Raw genomic sequence first — 19599 nt, forward strand, 5'->3', positions numbered from 1 at the left:
GCGGGGCTCTCTCATGCCCAGAGGGAGGACGAGGATGACTGAAATCAATTCCATCGACGACGTGCAATCAGCGCTGGCCGGGCAGGATTACGTCTGCGGGCGCGCACTGGCCACGGTGGCCTTTCTGTCGCTGAAACTGGGGCGCCCCCTGTTTCTGGAGGGCGAGGCCGGCGTCGGCAAGACCGAGATCGCCAAAGCCATCGCCGCCGCCTTGGGGCGTCGCCTGATCCGGTTGCAGTGTTACGAAGGACTGGATGCCTCAAGCGCTGTCTATGAATGGAACTTCGCCGCCCAAATGATCGCCATCCGCACGGCCGAGGCCGGGGGCGGGGCTGACCGTGACGCCTTGCAGACCGAGCTCTTCACCCAGGACTACCTGATCGAACGCCCGCTGTTGCAAGCCATGCGCCCCCAACCCGGTGGCGCGCCCGTGCTGCTGATCGACGAGCTGGACCGCACCGATGAACCGTTCGAGGCTTTCCTGCTCGAAGCCCTGTCCGATTTCCAGGTCACCATCCCCGAGCTGGGCACTGTTCAGGCCCCCGAACCCCCCATCGTCATCCTCACCTCGAACCGCACACGCGAGGTGCACGACGCCCTCAAACGTCGCTGCCTTTATCACTGGGTCGACTACCCCGATTTCGACCGCGAGGTCGACATCCTGCAAGCCCGCGCCCCCGAAGCCGCCGAGGCGCTCTCGCGCGAGGTCGTCGCCTTTGTCCAACGCCTGCGCACCGAGGATCTGTTCAAAAAACCGGGCGTGGCCGAAACCATCGACTGGGCCAAATGCCTGCTGGCGCTGGATGTCCTGTCGCTGTCGCCCGAGGTCATATCAGACACCATCGGCGCCATCCTGAAATACCAGGACGATATCCAACGCCTGCAAGGGTCCGAGGCCAAACGCATCCTCGACAACTCCCAAGCCGCCCTGGCCCCGGCCTGATGCTTTTTCTTGGGGCAAATACCCTCGGGGGGTGTGGGGGGCAGACAGCCCCCCACCTGATCGGGTGAAGGCATGGCCACACTTCCTGATCTGGACCTGCCGGACGATCCCAAGCTCACCCATAACATCACCTATTTCGCCCGCGCCTTGCGCAAGGCGGGGCTGCCCATCGGGCCGGGCCGGGTGATTGATGCGATCCGCGCCGTGCAGGCCGCAGGGTTCACCGACAAGCGTGATTTCTATTGGACCCTTCACGCCTGTTTCGTGAACCGCCCCGAACACCGCTTGATCTTCAGTCAGATCTTCCGGCTCTATTGGCGCGATCCGCGCTATATGGAGCATATGATGGCGATGATGCTGCCCGCCATCCGCGGCGTGCAGGAAGAAAAGCCCGCCCAATCGGCCGAAAAACGTGCGGCCCAGGCCCTGCTGGACGGGCAATTGCCCGACATTCCCGAACCCGACGCCCCCGAGGACGAAACCAAGATCGAGGTCGATGCCTCGCAGACCATGTCCACCGAGGAACGTCTGAAAACGCTGGATTTCGAACAGATGAGCGCCGAAGAGGCCGCACAGGCCCGCCGGATGCTGGCCCGTCTGAAACTGCCGGTCAGACCCATTGCCTCGCGCCGGGCGCAACCCAGCCTGCGGGGGAACAGTATTGATTGGCGACGCACCCTGCGGGGCTCGATGCGCCGGGGGGGCGAGCTGCACAAGATCGCGCTGAAATCGCCCAAGCCGCGCTGGCCCAATCTGGTGGTGCTGTGCGATATCTCGGGCTCGATGAGCCAATACAGCCGTATGGTGCTGCATTTCCTGCATGCTGTCGCCAATGAGAAGGGTGCGGGCTGGGCCAAAGTCCATGCCTTTACCTTTGGCACCCGGCTGACCAATATCACCCGCCATCTGGCCACGCGTGACGTGGATCAGGCGCTGAAATCAGCTGGCGCCGAGGCGCAGGACTGGGAGGGCGGCACCCGGATCGGCGAATGTCTGCACGCCTTCAACCGCGACTGGTCGCGCCGGGTGATGGGGCAGGGCGCTGTGGTGCTGGTGATCACTGATGGGCTGGATCGGGGGGATGCTGATGCGCTGGGCAAGGAAATCGAACGCCTGCATTTGTCCGCGCGCCGTTTGATCTGGCTGAACCCGCTGCTGCGCTGGGACGGGTTCGCGCCCAAAGCCTCGGGCATCAAGGCGATGTTGCCCCATGTGGACGCCTTTCGTGCGGGGCATTCGATTGCTACGCTGGAACAACTGGCCGCCGCGATCTCGCGCCCGGATGACGGGGGCGAGAAAGACCGCTTGATGCAAATGTTAAGAGATGGCTAGACATGACAGATCAGAGGCTTAGCTGATGACAGACGGAGGGCGCATCATGGACAGGTTTGACAACATTCCCGAAACCGCTTTGGCCTGGCATACCGAAGGCAAGGGCGCGGTGCTGGCGACCGTCGTGGAAACCTGGGGCAGCGCCCCGCGTCGTGTGGGCAGCCAACTGGCCGTGTCTGGAGAGGGCGAGATTCAGGGCTCGGTTTCGGGCGGATGTGTTGAAGGCGCGGTGGTGGTCGAGGCCATGGACGCGCTGGAAGACGGCAAGGCCCGCGTTCTGGAATTCGGTGTCAGTGATGGGGATGCCTTTGCCGTTGGTCTGGCCTGTGGCGGCACCATCCGTGTGCTGGTCGAACCCGTGGGCGAGGTACTGCCGCTGGACCTGTTGGAACAGCTTGTGGCAGCCCGCGCCGCACGCGAACCTGTGGCGGTGGTCGCGGATCTGGTGGATGGCGATCGCTGGCTGACCCATAACGGCCACGAAGATCGTTTCCGCATGGATCGCTCGGGCTTTGAAGAGGATGGGCGGTTCTTTGTCTCGATCCACAACCCTCCGCTGCGGATGATCGTTGTGGGGGCCGTGCATATCGCGCAGGCCCTGGTGCCGATGGCGCGACTGGCGGGCTATGACCCGGTGATCATTGATCCGCGCGACAGTTTCGGGTCCCAGGCGCGTTTTCCGGGGGAAACCATCCTGAATGATTGGCCCGATGACGCGGTGAAATCACTGGGGCTGGATACCCGCACCGCGCTGGTCCTGCTGACACATGACCCCAAGCTGGATGATCCGGCGCTGGAGCAAGCGCTGGGCGCCGAGGTGTTCTATATCGGGGCGCTGGGCTCGACCCGGACCCATGCGAAACGGGTGGATCGCCTGATGGAAAAGGGCTTTGCTGAGGCTCAGATCGCCCGTATCCATGGCCCCGTCGGGTTGAATATCGGTGCGGCCAGCCCGGCGGAAATCGCCGTGGCTATTCTGGCGCAGGCCACTCAGGTCCTGAGGCAAGGATGAGGTTCGGCCCCGTCCCCCCGGCGCAGGCGATTGGCGCGATCCTGGCGCATTCGCTGGAGCTGCAAGGCCAGAAACTGCGCAAAGGTGCGATCCTGACATCGGATCACGTGGCCCGGATGATCGCGGCCGGGCTGGACAGCGTGATCGTCGCCCAACTGGACGACACCGACCTGCACGAGGACACCGCCGCTGCAGAATTCGCCAAGGCGCTGGTGCCGCCCGACAGCCCGCTGAACCTGACCGAGGCCTTTACCGGGCGCGTGAACGTTCTTGCCCCGGCGCCGGGGGTGGCCATTCTGGACGAAGCCCGACTGCACGCCGCCAATGCGGTGCATCCAATGATCACGGTGGCCACGGTCCCAAATCATCAGCAGATGGGGCCGCGCGGTATGGTCGCGACGGTCAAGATCATCTCGTATGGGGTGCCCGCGCAGGACATCAAAACGGCTTGTGAATTGGCGCGCGATGCGATTTCTTTTGCGCCTGTCGCGCTGCGCACGGCCACCCTGATCGTGACCGAAATCCCCGGAGGCGCCGGTGAAAAGGGCGTTCAGGCGATCCGTAACCGACTGGAAACACTGGGAATGACATTGAAAGAGGTCATAGCGGTGCCACATGCGCAAGCCCCGCTGATACAGGCCTTGTCCGATATCCGCACGGATCTGGCGCTGATCCTGACGGGCTCGGCCACCTCGGACCCGATGGACGTGGCCCCGCAATCCGTGCGGCTGGCAGGAGGGCAGGTGGATCGCTTTGGCATGCCGGTGGATCCGGGCAATCTGCTGTTCGTTGGTGCGCTGGGGGAGCGTCCGGTGATTGGCCTGCCGGGGTGTGCCCGCTCGCCGGCGCTGAACGGCGCCGATTGGGTGTTGTCGCGCATCGCTTGCGGGCTGGAGGTGACCCATGACGATATCGCCCGGATGGGGGTGGGCGGATTGCTCAAGGAAATCCCGACCCGCCCCATGCCGCGCGCCGGGCGCAAACAGTAAAACTACGGTTGTTCCAAATTTCTCTTTCTCAATTCAGAGGGGGCATGTTTAACTTAATTTACAGAGCGGAATTATTTTCCAGGGAGGATGAAATGGTTGATGTCTCGATGACAGTGAACGGCGTGTCTAAGACAGGGAATGTTGAGGGTCGTACGTTGTTGGTTGATTTTTTGCGCGAGGGTTTGGGGCTGACGGGGACGCATGTTGGGTGTGACACGTCTCAGTGCGGGGCCTGTGTTGTGCATGTGGATGGCGTTGCGGTGAAGTCCTGCACGATGTTGGCGGCCGAGGCGGATGGCTCGGATGTGCAGACGATCGAGGGTCAGGCGGCGCCGGACGGGACACTGAACGCAATTCAGCAGGCCTTTCAGGATCATCACGGGCTGCAATGTGGGTTCTGCACGCCGGGCATGGTGATGTCTGCGGCGGCGCTTTTGAAGGCGAACCCGCAGCCGAGCGAGGCCGAGATCCGCGACTACCTGGAGGGCAATATCTGCCGCTGCACCGGGTATCACAACATCGTCAAGGCGATCATGGCGGCGTCCGGTCAGGACGTGGGCGCCGTGGCGGCTGAATAACGCACAGAATTCTAGGGAGGAATTGACATGCCCAAAGATGGAGGCATCGGCGACAGCACGAAGCGCCGCGAGGATATCCGGTTTCTGACCGGAGCCGGAAACTACACCGACGACATCAACATCAACGGCCAGACGCACGCGTATTTCCTGCGTTCCGAAGTGGCCCATGGCAAGATCACGCAGCTGGACACCAGCGCCGCTGCCGGCATGGAGGGCGTGGTCAAGATCTTTACCGCGGCTGACTTTGAGGCGGCGGGGGGCATTCCCTGCGGCTGGCAGGTGACGGACCGGTTTGGCGAGCCCATGCAAGAGCCCAAGCACCCGATCCTGGCCGAGGGCAAGGTGCGCCATGTGGGCGATCCGATTGCCGTGGTGGTGGCCGAAACCGCCGAGCAGGCGCGCGATGCGGCCGAGGCGATCGAGCTGGACATCGAAGAGCTGGAGCCGGTGCTGGACATGAAGGCCGCGCTGGCCGATGGCGCCACAAAGGTGCATGACGATCTGACGTCAAACCTCTGTTATGACTGGGGTTTTGTCGAAGAAAACCGCGAGGCTGTGGACGAGGCGATCAAGACCGCCGCCCATGTCACCACGCTGGAGCTGGTCAACAACCGCCTGGTGCCCAACCCGATGGAGCCGCGCGTGGCCGTGGGCGATTATTCCCGCGCCAATGACGAATACACGCTCTATACCACCAGCCAGAACCCGCATGTGATCCGGCTGCTGATGGGCGCGTTTGTGCTGGCCATTCCGGAACATAAGCTGCGCGTCGTGGCCCCCGATGTGGGCGGCGGATTTGGCTCGAAGATCTATCACTATGCCGAAGAGGCCTTCGTGACCTATGCGTCCAAAGTGGTGAACCGGCCGGTGAAATGGACCTGTAGCCGGTCCGAGGCGTTCATCTCGGACGCACATGGGCGTGACCACGTGACCAAGATCGAACTGGCGATGGACGAGAACCACAAGTTCACCGCCGTGCGCACGGATACTTACGCCAATATGGGCGCCTATCTGAGCACCTTTGCGCCGTCCATTCCCACCTGGCTGCATGGCACGCTGATGGCGGGCAATTACACCACGCCGCTGATCTATGTGAATGTGAAGGCGGTGTTTACCAACACGGTGCCGGTGGATGCCTATCGCGGGGCCGGGCGCCCCGAGGCGACCTTCCAGCTGGAACGGGTGATCGACAAGGCCGCGCGCGAGATCGGGATGGACCCGGCCGAGCTGCGGCGTCTGAACTTTATCAAGCCTGACCAGTTCCCCTATGACACGCCCGTGGCGGTGACCTATGACACCGGCAATTACCACGCGACGCTGGATAAGGCGCTGGAGATGACCGACTACGCGAATTTTGAGGCGCGGGCGGCCGAAAGCAAGGCGCGCGGCAAGCTGCGCGGGTACGGCCTGGCGCACTTCATCGAGGCCTGCGGCATCGCGCCGTCGAACTTGGTCGGTCAGCTGGGCGCGCGGGCGGGCCTGTATGAATCCGCCACCGTGCGGGTGAATGCGACCGGCTCGATCAGCGTCTTTACCGGGTCCCACAGCCACGGCCAGGGGCACGAGACCACCTTTGCGCAGGTCGTGTCGGAAATGATCGGCATCGATGTCAGCCAGATCGACATCGTGCATGGCGATACCTCGAAAACGCCGATGGGTATGGGGACTTATGGGTCCCGTTCCATCGCGGTGGGCGGGTCTGCCATGGTGCGCGCGACCGAGAAGATCATCAACAAGGCCAAGACCATCGCGGCGCATCTGCTGGAGGCATCCGAGGCCGATATCGAGCTGAAGGACGGCCAGTTCAGCGTGGCGGGCACGGATAAATCCGTGGCCTGGGGCGATGTGACCCTGGCGGCTTACGTGCCGCATAACTACCCGCTGGAGAACCTGGAACCGGGGCTGGAGGAGACCGCGTTTTATGATCCGGCCAACTTCACCTATCCCTCGGGCGCCTATGTCTGCGAGGTCGAGGTGGACCCCGACACCGGCAAGGTGGACATCCTGGGCTTCACCGCGGCGGATGACTTTGGCAATGTGATCAACCCGATGATCGTGGCGGGGCAAGTGCATGGCGGTGTCGCACAAGGCATCGGCCAGGCCATGCTGGAAAACACCGTTTATGATGAAAACGGCCAGCTGCTGACCGGCTCCTTCATGGATTACGCCATGCCGCGGGCCTCGGATGTGCCGTTCTATGACGTGGATCATTCCTGTCAGACGCCCTGCACGCACAACCCGCTGGGGGTGAAAGGCTGCGGCGAGGCCGGGGCGATTGGCAGCCCGCCAGCGGTGGTGAACGCGGTGATCGATGCGCTGCAGCGCGGCGGGTATAACGTGGATCACATCGATATGCCGGTCAGCCCCGCGCGGGTCTGGGAGGCGATGCAGGGCTGAGGCTCCTTCCCTGGCGGCGTGGCGCGGGCCGCGCGGCCGGGACATGAGTATTTATGGAACAAAGAAGCGGAATGGGGCGGTGCCCCGGACGCTTTGGGAGGAGAAACGAGATGTATAATTTTGACTATGTGGCGCCTGGTTCGGTGGCCGAGGCCGTGGAGGCCCTGAAATCCGAGGATGCCCAGCCCCTGGGCGGCGGGCAGACCTTGTTGCCGACGATGAAGCAGCGCCTGGCGATGCCGTCGGCCTTGGTGAGCCTGTCGGGCATTGCCGAGATGCAGGGGGTGAGCGCGGCTGGCGGCGCCCTGACCGTGGGGGGCGCGACCACCCATGCCGCCGTGGCCGCAGGTGCCGGGGCGTATCCCGCGCTGGCGGCGCTTGCGGGCGGGATCGGCGATCCGGCGGTGCGCAATCGCGGCACGATCGGGGGCTCGGTGGCCAATAACGATCCGGCGGCCTGTTATCCGTCGGCGGTTCTGGCCTCGGGCGCAACGGTGGTGACATCCGCGCGCGAGATTGCGGCCGATGATTTTTTTGACGGCATGTTTGGCACGGCACTGGAGGAGGGCGAGATCATCACCGCCGTGCGCTTCCCGATCCCTGAGGCGGCGAGCTATCAGAAGTTCGAGCAACCCGCCTCGCGTTTTGCGCTGTGCGGGGTGTTCGTGGCGCGTTTTGGCGATGGCGTGCGCGTGGCGGTGACCGGCGCGGGCAATGACGGGGTGTTCCGCTGGTCCGAGGCCGAAGCGGCGCTCTCGGCCAGCTTCTCGGCCGAGGCCCTCGAAGGGCTGTCGCTGTCGGGCGACGACATGATCACCGACATGCACGGCACCGGCGCCTACCGCGCCCACCTGGCCAAAGTCCTCACCAAACGCGCCGTCAACGCCTGCTGACACACCCAAAACAAAACAAACAAAAGGCCCCCAATATCAGGGGGCCTTTTTTAGGTGCGCTATTGTCTGGATTGCAGACAGGTGGCACCATTTAAGAGAGAAACTGCAAATCACGAGCGGCCCTGGTGCGACGGGGCATTTCATCTGATGGTATATTGGGAATTTCTTTATGGGGCTTTCACCCGACATTCATTCTGCGCGCGCGCTGGTTTTTGACAGCTATCAGTAAATACTGAAACTCGACAATTTTAGCCTGACAGGGGAGAGCATCGAGCTTGGGCGGCTTCCGTACGATCCCGCCTAGCTGCCGCCTGTGCGCAAAGAGCTTGCGGAATTGTGCGATACCGGTGGCCACTGGTTTGAGGACAAGCCAGATATCTGGTCTGAAATTGCCATGGCCATTGTTGAATACGCCAACAATTTTTCGGCGATGTCTGACCTGGCGCCAAACACGCAAACGGATTGGAAAGAGGCGCTCGCGGCGGCGCTGGAGAACGCCAGGGCCTCGTTGGTGCGAACACAGCAGGCAGCGGGGAAGCTGGAGTCTTATCTCAAAGACCTTGCCGGTCTTCAGGCCCCACTTACCCAGAGCATTCAAAAAGGATGGGACGTGCTGGATCAGGAAGAGGCTGCAATGACGCAGATTGCCGAGCAGATGGGCAAGCTGGAAGATGCTATCGGGGGGCTGCAAGCTGATCTGGACGAAAGCTCGGTGGACGGCGGCAAGAAACTTGTAAAAACCGAGGTCAACGAGATCTATTCCATTCTGAAAGATGGAAAAACCAGTTTTACCTACCTGAGCTTAGCTGGTTTCTTCTATTCCATCGGTGACACGATTTACGACCTGGTCGCTACCTCGAACGAGGTTGCCGAGATGTCGGAAAAGCTGGCTCAACTGCAGACGCGGGCCTCGGAAGAGGCCCAGGCCGCAGCGGGCACCAAAGCGGTGTTGCGCCTTTTGTACCGGTTGCTTCAAAGGATGGGCGCGTTGACAAACCTTGCCCCTCAGATTTGCCGGATGTGGCAGGGCGAAATTGAAAAACTGGAAATTGCGCTTGCCGCCATCCAAAGCGGCGCAGATCCCGGCTCCTTTGCCCAAGCGCTAGATTTGAAAGGGGCCGCCGAGACCTGGAATACGCTCAAATCAACGGCTCAGTGGACCATCGACACGCCCATGACCGTTAGCAAGGGGCCAAGCATCGTAATCCCAACTCCTGCCTAGAATTTGAAACCAATTGAATTATGGACCCCCAAGAAATGCTGACCACAGAACCTGCACCAACAGGTGCCGCAGCCATCGCCAAATCTTCTTCGAACTCTTTTGCTGTTCTGAAACAGATCACAGCCGCCTGCCATGCGGTTCAGAACGTGGTCTTTGAGGCCCCCAAGCCAAAGCCCGAATGGTTTGACACGCTGGCAGGCCATTTGAAGGAAGCGCAAAACCTTTGTGGTCAGTGGATCGACATGGAACCTGACCTGACAGGCAATATCCCAGCCCAAATCCTCCAGGCCTATGGGCTGTTTTCCGTGATGCGATCGCAAGCAGATGAGCTGTTGAATTCGGCCGCTGACAAGCCGTTTTCGGGGCCAGATGATCCCCGGGTGCTCGACCTGCGGAATATGATTAGTGACTTTCAGAATGCGATCTCTCAGCCAGATTTGAGCCCAGTAGCCGCTGTCGAATCCATGCAAACCAAATTGCTTAACTGGGGAAATGCGCTTCAGACGGTCCCTACCGACCTGAAGCAAGGGACGGCCAGCATTCAGGCTGCCGAGACCGATCTAAGCGTCGCGATTGAGAATTTTCAGAACAATATCACGCATATGCAAGCCGAGATCGCCAGCTACAACAAGGCATTTGATGCGGGGCTGGGGCTTGCGACCGCCGGGATCATTATTGGCGTCGTGGCGATTTCGATCGCCCCCGAGGCCGCCGCGGTGAGTGTCCCGGCCATGCTGACAGCCGGTGCGTTATTCGCGGGCGGCGTCGGGATCGACATTTACTTCGACACCAAGATTTCCGGTTGTTTCGATCAGATTTCAACCGATCAGAAAGGGATCACAGCCGATCAAACGCAGCTTGTCGCCCTACAAGGGCTGGGCACGGCCGCGGATCAGGCGATCAGAGGCTTAGAAGACGCAACATCCAGCCTGTCGGATTTGAGAACGTCTTGGGCCAGCCTCGACAAAGAACTTACCAACGCATTGAAAGATCTCGACAAAATCAAAGAGAACGACAAGCCTTCGGCCTTCCTGGACAAGTTGGAACTTGGTGGGTCGGCAGCAGATTGGGACGGCGCCAAGGCGTTCGCCGAGAAGCTGCAGACCATGGAGGTCCAGATCACCCAGATCCCCATTACGATCACCAAGAAGGCCGCGTGATGGAGGCGTTGTCGTTTTCGGGGGCGTCGGCTGCGAAACAGGCAGGGGCCTGCGCAACCTCGCATGATGCGCTTTTGTCCGCCTGCCAGTCGTTTCTGGCCACGCCAGTGCCCGGTGGGGATGGATTGGCCAACCAAACTCGCGATGCAAGGGACCTGTTCGCACAAGCCTGCCAGGGTTTCCTAGCCAGCACCAATGCGGATTACAGGTCGGTTTTTCAGGCCGCCGTCCAGAATGCTTGCGCCGCATTTGATGCTGCGGATGCACAGATAAAGCCCACCCAGAGCGCACAACCAACACCGCAAACGGTTCTGCCGGGGCTGGCGGCGTTGCAATCAGCACTCGAGGCCTTTGGCGCGCAGACTTCAGGCTATGGTTCTGGACTGACGGAATTGAGCAAACAGGCGACCTCGGCCCGGACTGCGATGACCAACATTTCAGGACAGATTCAGGCAAAAATCACCTCAGACAATGCTGCTGTCGTGGATGCCCAGACCCGGATTGCAAAGGATCAGGCCCAGATAAAAATGGATGCAGCCGGAACGGGCCCTGGAATGCTGCGCTCGTTCGCAAGTGCGGCGCGCGGCGAGGCCGAGAGCCTGGCCTCTGTTTTTGGTGGAAGCAGCTTCAGCGCGGATTTAGCCGAGTCCTGGGGCGATGCAATGTCTGCTGCTGCGGATGTTCGGGATATGAATGAAGATATCGCCAACCGCAGAAAAGATATTGTAACGGCTCAGGCCGAAATCGCTGGCGACACTCGGAACCAAAATCAGATGACCGTCCTCAGCGATCATGTGGCCATGCTGGAAACCTCCATCGACGGGTTGGAAAATGCGCTGGAGGATCAGCAGAGCGACTGGGAGGCCTTTACCAAGGAAATTCAGACCGTTCGAAACGAGTTGCAAGCCGCGACGTCCCGCAACTCGGCTGAGCTTGCGTTGGTGTTTTTTCGAGCCGCCGGAAAAGAGCTGAAGATAGTGGTCAAAGATCTGCCCGCGAGTTTTACCAAGGGGGCAGGCACAGGACTCTGATCAGGCGCCCCCAGGGGGCCAGCGCAAACGCGCGGATATTAGGCCGGTTTGCGCGCAACGAAATCGATCAGGGCTGACAGGCCTGAATGGCCCGGGCCCTCTTGGATTTCGCGTTCATAGGCGCGGTTTTCCAGGATCTCCCAGCCATCGAAATCTGCGGCCAGTTGGTCGGCGGTGTACATGTTGGCGGCCCGGCCCGGGCCTCCGGTGCCCAGTTCGACCTGTTTGGGCGTATAGCCGTGCAGCACCATCAGGCCTCCGGGGCGGACCGAGCGTTTCATGCCCTCAAACATCCGGGCGCGGTCTTCTGGGCCGACGAACTGGATAAAGATACCGACCACCATGTCATATTGATCGGGCCAGTCATGGGCCAGAACGTCTACTTGGCGGAAATCCACGGTGACGCCGGTGTCTGCGGCCAGCGTTTTCGCCTTGGCAATGGCCGAGGGCGAGAATTCCAGCGCCGTCACCTCCAGGCCCTGCGCGGCCATGTAGACGGAGTTGCGGCCCTCTCCGTCAGCGACAGCCAGGGCGGTTTGGCCGGGTGTCAGCAGTGCAGTGTGATCCACCAGAAACTGAGCCGGCGCCTTGCCATAGATATACTCGTCCGTCGCGTAGCGTTTTTCCCACATGAGACACCCCTGCAAAAGAAATCGCCCCCACGTTTGCCGGAAACGCAGGGGCGATGCAATTCAAAGATGTGAATGGATCACTTGGGCAGCGGTCCGATCATCATGATCATCTGGCGGCCTTCCATCTTGGGCATGTTTTCCACTTTGCCCAGGTTCATTTCCTTGACGTCGGCGGCCACACGCTCCAGCAGCTCGCGGCCCAGGTTCTGGTGCGCCATTTCACGGCCGCGGAAGCGCAGGGTAATTTTGACCTTGTCGCCTTTTTCCAGGAACTTGATCACGTTGCGCATCTTCACATCATAGTCATGGGTGTCCGTGTTCGGGCGGAACTTGACCTCTTTGACTTCGATGATCTTTTGCTTTTTGCGCGCTTCGGATTCGCGTTTCTGCTGCTCGTACTTGTACTTGCCATAGTCCATGATCTTACACACGGGCGGCGTCGCGTTCGGAGAGATTTCGACCAGGTCTAGGCCAGCCTCTTCGGCCATGGCCAGGGCTCGCTGCGGCGAGACTACGCCGACATTTTCGCCTTCTGCGCCGATCAGGCGGATTTCAGGCGCGCGGATTTGATCATTCGTCCGGGGGCCAGTATCACGGGTGGGCGGCGCGTTATGAGGTCTGCGGGCTATGGTTTTGTTCCTTCGATAATGTCGATTTTCGAGGTCGTAACCTATCTGTCCGCCTGGGTTTCTTCAAGCGGCAAATCCTTGCTTGTGACGCATTTGTCGGGGTTTTCCCCTTGTAACTTTGCAGCTGCAGCAGCAATTCCTAAACCATATCGGACGCACGCAATGGGGACGTCCGACAACAGAGGAAAACCAACTATGAAAAGCATTATCGGGATTATCATCATCGCGGCCGTCGCACTTGCCGGCTATGTCTTCCTGATCCAGCCCGGCATGGAAGAGCCCGCAGCCCCCGCGCCAGTGGCCGAAGCCCCAGCCGAAGAAACCCCCGCTGAAGAGGCGGTCGCTGAGGTCGAAGAGGCCGTCGAGGATGTTGTCGAAGAGATGACCGACGCCGCCGAAGACGCCGTTGATGCGGCCAAGGACGCGGCAGAAGAGGCCATGGAGCAAGCCAAAGAGGCGGCGCAGGACGCCGCTGACGAGGCCGTTGACGCTGTGAAGTCCGAAGTCGAAGACGCGGTGCAATCGGTGACCGACAAAGTGACCGACGCTGTGACCGATGCGGCCACGGATGCCGCGCAAGAGGTCGCAGAAGAAGCCGCCGAGCAAGCCGCAGAAAGCGCGGTTGATGCTGCCAAGGACGCCGCGGCTGATGCTGTGACCGACGCGCTGAAAGACGCCGCTAACTAAGCTGCCAAAGCCAGACAAAAGAAAACGCCGCGCATTCCAGCGCGGCGTTTTTGTTTTCCGGTGTCGGACGGGTCAGTCCAAAAAGGCTTTCTCGACCACGTAATGTGCGGGTTTCGAGTTCGCGCCTTCTTCCAGCCCGTAATCCTCGAACATCTCTTTGAGTTCCAGGTTAAAGGCCAGGTTTCCGCAGATCATCGCGCGGTCATGCTCGGGGTTCAGCGGCTCCACGCCCAGATCGGCAAACGCCTCGCCCGACTTCATCAGATCGGTGATGCGGCCCATCTTGGGGCTCTGTTCGCGGGTGGTGGTCGGGTAGTATTTGATCTTTTTCCAGAACCCTTCGCCGATCACTTCGTTCAGCAGCTCGTCATGTTTCAGGGATTCGATCAGTTCGGCACCATAGGTCAGCTCTCCGGCCTCGCGGCAGGTGTGGGTGATGACGATTTCGTCATAGTCCTCATAGGTCTGCGGTTCGCGCAGCAGGGACGCGAAGGGTGCAAAGCCGGTGCCGGTGGCAAAGAACCAGATGCGTTTCCCGGGCAGCAACGCGTCATGCACCAGCGTGCCGACGGGTTTGGGGCGCAGGATGATCTCGTCGCCTTCCTGAATGTGTTGCAGCTTGGAGGTCAGCGGGCCGTCCTGCACCTTGATCGAGTAGAACTCCAGCTCTTCGTCCCAGCTGGGCGAGGCGATGGAATAGGCGCGCAGCAGCGGTTTTTGCTTGCCGGTTTTGGGGTCAGGATCACCCATCAGGCCGATCATCACGAACTCGCCCGAGCGGAATCGCAGCGATGCGGGGCGGGTACAACGGAAAGAAAACAGCCGGTCCGTCCAGTGTTTGACCTGGGTCACGGTTTGGGCGTCGGGCAGGGTGGGAACTTTGACAGCTTTCGCTTCGGTCACTGGTTTAATCTCGGTCATAGGTCTCGTTGGCTGGTGGTCTAAACCAGCATCCCTTAGTTATCTTTGATCCATGTCAGATCAGGGGTGTCACAGGAAGGTGGCCAAAGGTCTCAGCCCGTGCGCACGCGTTTCTGATAGTCGTTTTCGGTCCAATCTGCGCGGAACAGCCATTCCTCGGCGGGTTGGCGCGCGGCCAGATCATCGCTGATTTCGACCTCGTCAAAGCCCGAGCGCCGCGCCATCGCGTATTGGTCGGAAATCACGTGGCCTTTGGCCCGCAGACGTCCGGTATAGCCCATCAGACGCAGACGCCGCGCGATGGTAAAGCCACGCCCATCGGCAAAGCTTGGGAAATCCACACGGATCATTTCCAGCGTCTCCAGGCGGTCAGTCAGATCAGCCGGGTCAGCATCCGAGGCCAGATCCACCGACAGCACGTCATTCGCGGCCTCGCCCAGGGCGGTGAACCCGCCGGTCCAGTCATCGGGGCCAAAGCCCTTGTCAGTCACGATCACGCTCATTGCGGTGCTCCTGTTCTTACCATTTTGCCATCCACGATATGGATGCCGCATTCTACTTTTTCACTGCCGCGCCAGCGGCCGGCCCGTTCGTCTTCGCCCGGTTTCACCGGCGAGGTGCAGGGACGGCAGCCGATCGAGGGGTAGCCCTTGGCCACCAGCGGATGCCGGGGCAGGCGGTTGTTGATCAGATAGTCCTGAACGTCCTGCTTGTCCCAATGGGCCAGCGGGTTGACCTTGATCCGGCGATCCTCTTCGCTTTCGAAAAACTCCAGCGCGGCCCGGCTGGACCCCTGGAACCGCTTGCGCCCGGTGATCCAGGCATCAAACCCGGACAGGGCCTTTTCCAGCGGGCGGGTTTTGCGCAGATCACAGCAGGCATCGGTGTCGCGCAGGTTCAGCGCGCCATACGGGTCCTCGGCCTCGACCTCGGTGGCATCGGCGTGGATCACCCGCACATCCGTCAGGCCCAGTTTCTCGGCGACCTCTTGCTGATACTCCAGGGTTTCGGGGAACAGCATCTGCGTGTCGATGAACAGCACAGGCGTGGTGCGATCCACCACGGCCACCATGTGCAGCAACACCACAGATTCCGCACCAAACGAGGACACCATCGCAATCCGACCCACTTGCGGGTCAGACATGGCGCGTTTCAGCACATCGCTTGCGGCGTGGTGCTGATAGCGCCTGTTCAGGTGCTCGACCCGCTCGGGGATCGAGGTAAGAGGTTGTTCAAGCGGCATTTTTCTTCGCTGCCTCCGGATAGAGCGCGGCCTTGAACGGATCCGCACCCACACGGCGATAGGTTTCAAGGAAGGTTTCCTCGACCCCTTCACGCACGTCCAGATAGGTGCGGATGATCCGTTCGATCGCGTCTACGATCTCGTCATAGGCAAAACCGGGGCCCGCACGTTTGCCGATCTCGGCGTCTTGGGACCCGTCACCACCCAGGGTGATCTGGTAGTTTTCCACGCCCGCGCGGTCCAGACCCAGAATGCCGATATGGCCCACATGGTGGTGACCACAAGCGTTGATGCAGCCCGAGATCTTGATCTTCAGCGGTCCGATCTCGTGCTCCAGATTCAGCTCTTCGAAACGGGTCGCGATCTTTTGCGCCACGGGGATCGAGCGTGCCGTCGCCAGCGCGCAATAGTCCATGCCGGGGCAGGCGATGATGTCGCTGATCAGGCCCACATTGGCGGTGGCCAGCGCGGCCTCTTTCAGTGCGGCATGGATCGCGGGCAAGTCCGATTTGTGGACATGCGGCAGGATCACGTTTTGCTCGTGGCTGATGCGCAGTTCGTCATGGCCGTATGTCTCGGCCAGCTCGGCCAGAACGCGCATCTGGTCGCTGGTGGCATCGCCCGGCGTGTCGCCGTGTTTCTTGATCGAGACGGTGACGATGGCATAGTTTTCAGCCTTGTGCGCGGTCAGGTTGGTGTCCGCCCAGGCGCGGAACACCGGGTCGGCGTCATAGGCAGCCTGATAGGCATCCACCGGCGCGTTGCGGAAGGCAGGCGGGGTGAAATGCGTTTCGATCTGCGCCAGCTGGTCCTGATCAATACCGCTGAATTGCGGACGGATCAGTGCGAAACGCTCGTCCACCAAGGCGCGGTATTCGTCCAGACCATTTTCGTTGACGGTGATCTTGATCCGCGCCTTGTACTTGTTATCGCGGCGACCCAGCAGGTTGTAGACCTGGACGATGGATTCCAGGTAAGGCAGCAGGTCAGCTTTGGGCAGGAAGTCATTGATAACCTTGCCAATCACCGGGGTCCGGCCCAGGCCGCCACCGACGAAGATGCGATAGCCGATCTCGCCATTTTGCTCGACGATCTGCACGCCGATATCATGCGAGCGCAGCACCGCGCGGTCATTTTCAGAGCCGATGACGGCGATTTTGAATTTGCGCGGAAGGAACTGGAATTCCGGGTGGTCGGTGGACCACTGGCGGATCAGCTCGGCCACGGGGCGCGGATCGGCGACCTCGTCCGCAGCGGCGCCCGCGAAATGGTCCGAGGTCACGTTGCGGATCGTGTTCCCCGAGGTTTGCAGCGCGTGCATGTTGACCTCGGCCAGCGCGTCCAGAATATCCGGAACTTCGGGCAGTTTCGGCCAGTTGTACTGGATGTTCTGACGGGTGGTGAAGTGGCCATAGCCCTTGTCGAACTTGTCCGCGATAAGCGCCAGTTGGCGCATCTGCGCACCGTTCAGCGTGCCATAGGGGATGGCCACGCGCAGCATGTAGGCGTGCAGCTGCAGATACAGGCCGTTCATCAGGCGCAGGGGGCGGAACTCTTCCTCGGTCAGGTGGCCCGCGATGCGGCGCTCGACCTGTTTGCGGAATTGCGCGTTGCGCGACGCCAGAAAGGCGTGATCAAAATCGGAGTAGCTGTACATCAGTTGGCCTCCGCCTGTTTGCCGTGGAAATAGTTCGAGGGACCGGTGCGGCGGAAATCCTCGCGGAAATGGGTGGGCTCGGGGCCATTGTCACCCGCTTTGACGTCGGCCAGATAGGCGCCAACGATCTGATCTTGCTGGCGCTCGGCCTCGAGCAGGCGCAGCTGGGCGTGGGCCTCATCATCGATCAGTTCAGCCTCGGACAGACACCGGGTCCAGCTGTCGGCCTGGGTAAAGTACACAACATCACCCTCGAGCAGGGCGTTGGCGGTGACCACCTTGGGAGTAAAGGGACGCGGCATCGGGATTATCCTTCAGCTTGGGAAGTTGTTTCGTTTGTTTGATTGACTTGGGGCTTAATATAGAAAATATTCCCCTATATGCGCTATATGCGGGAAGAAATAAGAATAACGTCGCGCGCTGCGCTGCAACATGGGCGATTTGTTCTGTATTTGACGGAGAGAGGGAAATGTCGGTTCGAATAGACGATACGGATAGAAAAATCCTTATGGAGCTTCAGCGCGATGCGGGGCAATCCCTGGATGAAATCGCGCGCAAAGTGGGGTCGTCGAAGACCCCGGTGTGGAATTGCATTCGCAAGATGCGCGAAGGTGGCATCATGGGGCCGCAAACCGTGGTTCTGGATGCGGAAAAGCTGGGGTTTGACGCCTGTTTCTTTGTGCTGATCCGCACCTCGGAACACGAGGCCGATTGGCAGGCCAAGTTCCTGAAAGCATTGCGGGATCGCCCCGAGGTGCAAGAGGCGCACAGGCTGGCAGGGGACATTGACTATATCCTGAAAGTCCGGGTCAAGAACGCGCGTGCGTATGACGTGTTTTACCAGTCTCTGATTTCCGAGGTGAAGGTGCACAACGTGACGGCGCTGCTGTCGATGGAAGAGATCAAATCGACCACGGCCCTGCCGTTGTAAGGGCAGGCTGGGGCGCTGCCCCAGACCCCGGGGTATTTGAGCCAAGAAAAAGCCAGCCGGTTGGTGGCTGGCCTTGCTGTTAGTCGATCAGTTTGATCAGGGCGTGGCGTTTTTTGCCAGCCGAGAGTTTGACCGGAGAGGCCAGCGCGTCGGCGTCGAGCATGAGGCCGGCGTTGGATAGGGGCTGGTCGTCGATCTTGGCGCCTCCGTCGGCGATCAGGCGCTTGGCCTCTTTGCCGGATTTGGTCAGACCCGAGCGCACGATCGCCTGAACGATGGAAAGACCGTCGCCCAGATCAGCGCGGCTGATTTCCACGGTTGGCAGGTCGTCGCCCACGCCACCTTTTTCAAACACTTCTCGGGCGGTTTGTTCGGCGGCGGCGGCAGCCTCGGCCCCGTGGCACAGGGTGGTGACGGCGTTGGCCAGGATCGCCTTGGCCTCGTTGATCTCGGACCCTTGCAGGGCACCCAGGCGGTCGCATTCGTCCACGTCCATCTCGGTGTAGAGTTTCAGGAAGCGGCCCACATCGGCGTCGGTGGTGTTGCGCCAGAACTGCCAGAACTCGTAGGGGCTGCGCATGTCGGCATTGAGCCAGACGGCGCCATCGGCCGATTTACCCATTTTCTTGCCATCCGAGGTGGTCAGCAGAGGCGAGGTCAGCCCGTAGATTTCATTTTCCAGCACGCGGCGGGTCAGGTCGATCCCGTTGACGATATTGCCCCATTGATCCGAGCCGCCCATTTGCAGCAGGCAGCCATAGCGGCGGTTCAGTTCCAGGAAATCATAGGCCTGGAGGATCATGTAGTTGAATTCCAGGAAGGACAGCGATTGTTCGCGATCCAGGCGCGACTTCACCGATTTAAAGCTGAGCATCCGGTTGACGCTGAAATGCCGCCCGATATCGCGCAGAAAATCCAGGTAGTTCAGCCCGTCCAGCCATTCGGCATTATTCAGCATCAGCGCAGGCGTGTCGGCGCGGTCATAGTCCAGGTACTTGGCAAAGACCTTCTTGATGCCCGCGATATTGTCGTCGATCTGATCGGGGGTCAGCAGGGGGCGTTCATCCGCGCGAAAGGACGGATCCCCGACCTTGGTGGTGCCGCCGCCCATCAGGGTAATCGGCTGGTGGCCGGTCTTTTGCAGCCAGCGCAGCATCATAATCTGGATCAGGCTGCCCACATGCAGCGACTTTGCCGTCGCATCAAAGCCGATATAGGCGGGGACCACACCCTTGCTCAGCGCCTCGTCGAGGCCCTGATAATCGGTGCAATCCGCGATAAATCCGCGTTGCATCATGACGTTCATGAAGTCCGATTTGGGATGGTAGGTCATCGTGTCTGT

At 60.7% G+C, this 19599-nt stretch carries 20 protein-coding genes; 12 read left to right on the forward strand and 8 right to left on the reverse strand.

Annotated elements, in window-relative coordinates:
* Positions 1 to 34: 34 nt before the first annotated feature.
* The 10 genes from ACXADQ_RS13685 (at position 35) to ACXADQ_RS13730 (ending at position 11557) form a co-directional block, all read left to right on the forward strand.
* A complete protein-coding gene (locus ACXADQ_RS13685; RefSeq protein ID WP_475321524.1) occupies positions 35 to 943 on the forward strand; it encodes an AAA family ATPase in 909 nt (302 codons plus the stop codon).
* A 72-nt stretch (positions 944 to 1015) separates the two neighbouring features.
* Positions 1016 to 2275, forward strand: coding sequence for a vWA domain-containing protein (locus tag ACXADQ_RS13690; protein ID WP_475321526.1), 1260 nt, complete (start codon positions 1016 to 1018; stop codon positions 2273 to 2275).
* Positions 2276 to 2321: 46 nt separating this feature from the next.
* Positions 2322 to 3287, forward strand: coding sequence for an XdhC family protein (locus ACXADQ_RS13695; RefSeq protein ID WP_475321530.1), 966 nt, complete (start codon positions 2322 to 2324; stop codon positions 3285 to 3287).
* A complete protein-coding gene (locus tag ACXADQ_RS13700) occupies positions 3284 to 4276 on the forward strand; it encodes a molybdopterin-binding protein (protein ID WP_475321535.1) in 993 nt (330 codons plus the stop codon). Before ACXADQ_RS13695 ends, ACXADQ_RS13700 begins: the two co-directional genes overlap by 4 nt.
* Positions 4277 to 4368: 92 nt before the next feature.
* Positions 4369 to 4854 carry a (2Fe-2S)-binding protein gene (locus tag ACXADQ_RS13705; protein ID WP_475321539.1) on the forward strand — a complete coding sequence of 162 codons (486 nt, stop codon included), beginning with the start codon at positions 4369 to 4371 and terminating at the stop codon, positions 4852 to 4854.
* 27 nt (positions 4855 to 4881) lie between these two features.
* Positions 4882 to 7251, forward strand: coding sequence for a xanthine dehydrogenase family protein molybdopterin-binding subunit (locus ACXADQ_RS13710; protein WP_475321543.1), 2370 nt, complete (start codon positions 4882 to 4884; stop codon positions 7249 to 7251).
* A gap of 110 nt (positions 7252 to 7361) precedes the next feature.
* A complete protein-coding gene (locus ACXADQ_RS13715; RefSeq protein ID WP_475321547.1) occupies positions 7362 to 8144 on the forward strand; it encodes an FAD binding domain-containing protein in 783 nt (260 codons plus the stop codon).
* A gap of 313 nt (positions 8145 to 8457) precedes the next feature.
* Entirely contained in the window at positions 8458 to 9366 is a 909-nt protein-coding gene (gene makB / locus ACXADQ_RS13720; protein ID WP_475321551.1) for an alpha-pore-forming cytotoxin subunit MakB, read from the forward strand.
* 242 nt (positions 9367 to 9608) lie between these two features.
* Entirely contained in the window at positions 9609 to 10526 is a 918-nt protein-coding gene (locus ACXADQ_RS13725; protein ID WP_475321554.1) for a hypothetical protein, read from the forward strand.
* A gap of 125 nt (positions 10527 to 10651) precedes the next feature.
* Positions 10652 to 11557, forward strand: coding sequence for a hypothetical protein (locus ACXADQ_RS13730; RefSeq protein WP_475321556.1), 906 nt, complete (start codon positions 10652 to 10654; stop codon positions 11555 to 11557).
* Between the two features lie 38 nt (positions 11558 to 11595).
* Here ACXADQ_RS13730 and ACXADQ_RS13735 read toward each other — a convergent pair whose 3' ends face one another.
* Both ACXADQ_RS13735 and infC read right to left on the reverse strand, forming a co-directional pair.
* Positions 11596 to 12189 (reverse strand): SAM-dependent methyltransferase, encoded by a 594-nt coding sequence (locus tag ACXADQ_RS13735; protein WP_475321558.1) that lies wholly within the window; start codon positions 12187 to 12189, stop codon positions 11596 to 11598.
* Positions 12190 to 12266: 77 nt separating this feature from the next.
* A complete protein-coding gene (gene infC / locus ACXADQ_RS13740; protein ID WP_475326083.1) occupies positions 12267 to 12863 on the reverse strand; it encodes a translation initiation factor IF-3 in 597 nt (198 codons plus the stop codon).
* Positions 12864 to 13013: 150 nt separating this feature from the next.
* Here infC and ACXADQ_RS13745 point away from each other — a divergent pair, with 150 nt between their 5' ends.
* Entirely contained in the window at positions 13014 to 13505 is a 492-nt protein-coding gene (locus ACXADQ_RS13745; protein WP_475321562.1) for a hypothetical protein, read from the forward strand.
* A 72-nt stretch (positions 13506 to 13577) separates the two neighbouring features.
* On the opposite strand, the gene ACXADQ_RS13750 is transcribed toward ACXADQ_RS13745, so the two are convergent.
* The 5 genes from ACXADQ_RS13750 to ACXADQ_RS13770 all read right to left on the reverse strand — a co-directional run bounded on the left by ACXADQ_RS13750 (position 13578) and on the right by ACXADQ_RS13770 (position 17628).
* Complete coding sequence (locus tag ACXADQ_RS13750; RefSeq protein WP_475321566.1) at positions 13578 to 14426, reverse strand: ferredoxin--NADP reductase; 849 nt, start codon at positions 14424 to 14426, stop codon at positions 13578 to 13580.
* Between the two features lie 92 nt (positions 14427 to 14518).
* On the reverse strand, positions 14519 to 14929 hold the full coding sequence (locus tag ACXADQ_RS13755) for a DUF934 domain-containing protein (RefSeq protein ID WP_475321569.1): 411 nt from the start codon (positions 14927 to 14929) through the stop codon (positions 14519 to 14521).
* A complete protein-coding gene (locus tag ACXADQ_RS13760; RefSeq protein WP_475321571.1) occupies positions 14926 to 15669 on the reverse strand; it encodes a phosphoadenylyl-sulfate reductase in 744 nt (247 codons plus the stop codon). The genes ACXADQ_RS13755 and ACXADQ_RS13760 overlap by 4 nt, the downstream gene beginning before the upstream one ends.
* Positions 15659 to 17326 (reverse strand): nitrite/sulfite reductase, encoded by a 1668-nt coding sequence (locus ACXADQ_RS13765; protein WP_475321573.1) that lies wholly within the window; start codon positions 17324 to 17326, stop codon positions 15659 to 15661. Before ACXADQ_RS13765 ends, ACXADQ_RS13760 begins: the two co-directional genes overlap by 11 nt.
* Positions 17326 to 17628, reverse strand: a complete 303-nt coding sequence (locus ACXADQ_RS13770) for a DUF2849 domain-containing protein (RefSeq protein ID WP_475321576.1) — start codon at positions 17626 to 17628, stop codon at positions 17326 to 17328. Before ACXADQ_RS13770 ends, ACXADQ_RS13765 begins: the two co-directional genes overlap by 1 nt.
* Before the next feature lie 167 nt (positions 17629 to 17795).
* On the opposite strand from ACXADQ_RS13770, the gene ACXADQ_RS13775 reads away from it, so the two are divergent.
* A complete protein-coding gene (locus ACXADQ_RS13775; RefSeq protein WP_475321579.1) occupies positions 17796 to 18257 on the forward strand; it encodes an Lrp/AsnC family transcriptional regulator in 462 nt (153 codons plus the stop codon).
* A gap of 79 nt (positions 18258 to 18336) precedes the next feature.
* On the opposite strand, the gene tyrS is transcribed toward ACXADQ_RS13775, so the two are convergent.
* Complete coding sequence (gene tyrS, locus ACXADQ_RS13780; protein ID WP_475321581.1) at positions 18337 to 19590, reverse strand: tyrosine--tRNA ligase; 1254 nt, start codon at positions 19588 to 19590, stop codon at positions 18337 to 18339.
* Positions 19591 to 19599: the final 9 nt, after the last annotated feature.

The organism is Thalassovita sp. ABM4_323 (assembly GCF_056158665.1).

Excerpts from the sequence above, each read along its gene's own strand:
- ACXADQ_RS13685 (WP_475321524.1), top strand. The coding sequence starts at position 35 with ATGACTGAAATCAATTCCATCGACGACGTGCAATCAGCGCTGGCCGGG.
- ACXADQ_RS13690 (WP_475321526.1), top strand. The coding sequence starts at position 1,016 with ATGGCCACACTTCCTGATCTGGACCTGCCGGACGATCCCAAGCTCACC.
- ACXADQ_RS13695 (WP_475321530.1), top strand. The coding sequence starts at position 2,322 with ATGGACAGGTTTGACAACATTCCCGAAACCGCTTTGGCCTGGCATACC.
- ACXADQ_RS13700 (WP_475321535.1), top strand. The coding sequence starts at position 3,284 with ATGAGGTTCGGCCCCGTCCCCCCGGCGCAGGCGATTGGCGCGATCCTG.
- ACXADQ_RS13705 (WP_475321539.1), top strand. The coding sequence starts at position 4,369 with ATGGTTGATGTCTCGATGACAGTGAACGGCGTGTCTAAGACAGGGAAT.
- ACXADQ_RS13710 (WP_475321543.1), top strand. The coding sequence starts at position 4,882 with ATGCCCAAAGATGGAGGCATCGGCGACAGCACGAAGCGCCGCGAGGAT.
- ACXADQ_RS13715 (WP_475321547.1), top strand. The coding sequence starts at position 7,362 with ATGTATAATTTTGACTATGTGGCGCCTGGTTCGGTGGCCGAGGCCGTG.
- ACXADQ_RS13725 (WP_475321554.1), top strand. The coding sequence starts at position 9,609 with ATGGAACCTGACCTGACAGGCAATATCCCAGCCCAAATCCTCCAGGCC.
- ACXADQ_RS13735 (WP_475321558.1), bottom strand. The coding sequence starts at position 12,189 with ATGTGGGAAAAACGCTACGCGACGGACGAGTATATCTATGGCAAGGCG.
- ACXADQ_RS13745 (WP_475321562.1), top strand. The coding sequence starts at position 13,014 with ATGAAAAGCATTATCGGGATTATCATCATCGCGGCCGTCGCACTTGCC.
- ACXADQ_RS13750 (WP_475321566.1), bottom strand. The coding sequence starts at position 14,426 with ATGACCGAGATTAAACCAGTGACCGAAGCGAAAGCTGTCAAAGTTCCC.
- ACXADQ_RS13755 (WP_475321569.1), bottom strand. The coding sequence starts at position 14,929 with ATGAGCGTGATCGTGACTGACAAGGGCTTTGGCCCCGATGACTGGACC.
- ACXADQ_RS13760 (WP_475321571.1), bottom strand. The coding sequence starts at position 15,669 with ATGCCGCTTGAACAACCTCTTACCTCGATCCCCGAGCGGGTCGAGCAC.
- ACXADQ_RS13765 (WP_475321573.1), bottom strand. The coding sequence starts at position 17,326 with ATGTACAGCTACTCCGATTTTGATCACGCCTTTCTGGCGTCGCGCAAC.
- ACXADQ_RS13770 (WP_475321576.1), bottom strand. The coding sequence starts at position 17,628 with ATGCCGCGTCCCTTTACTCCCAAGGTGGTCACCGCCAACGCCCTGCTC.
- ACXADQ_RS13775 (WP_475321579.1), top strand. The coding sequence starts at position 17,796 with ATGTCGGTTCGAATAGACGATACGGATAGAAAAATCCTTATGGAGCTT.
- tyrS (WP_475321581.1), bottom strand. The coding sequence starts at position 19,590 with ATGACCTACCATCCCAAATCGGACTTCATGAACGTCATGATGCAACGC.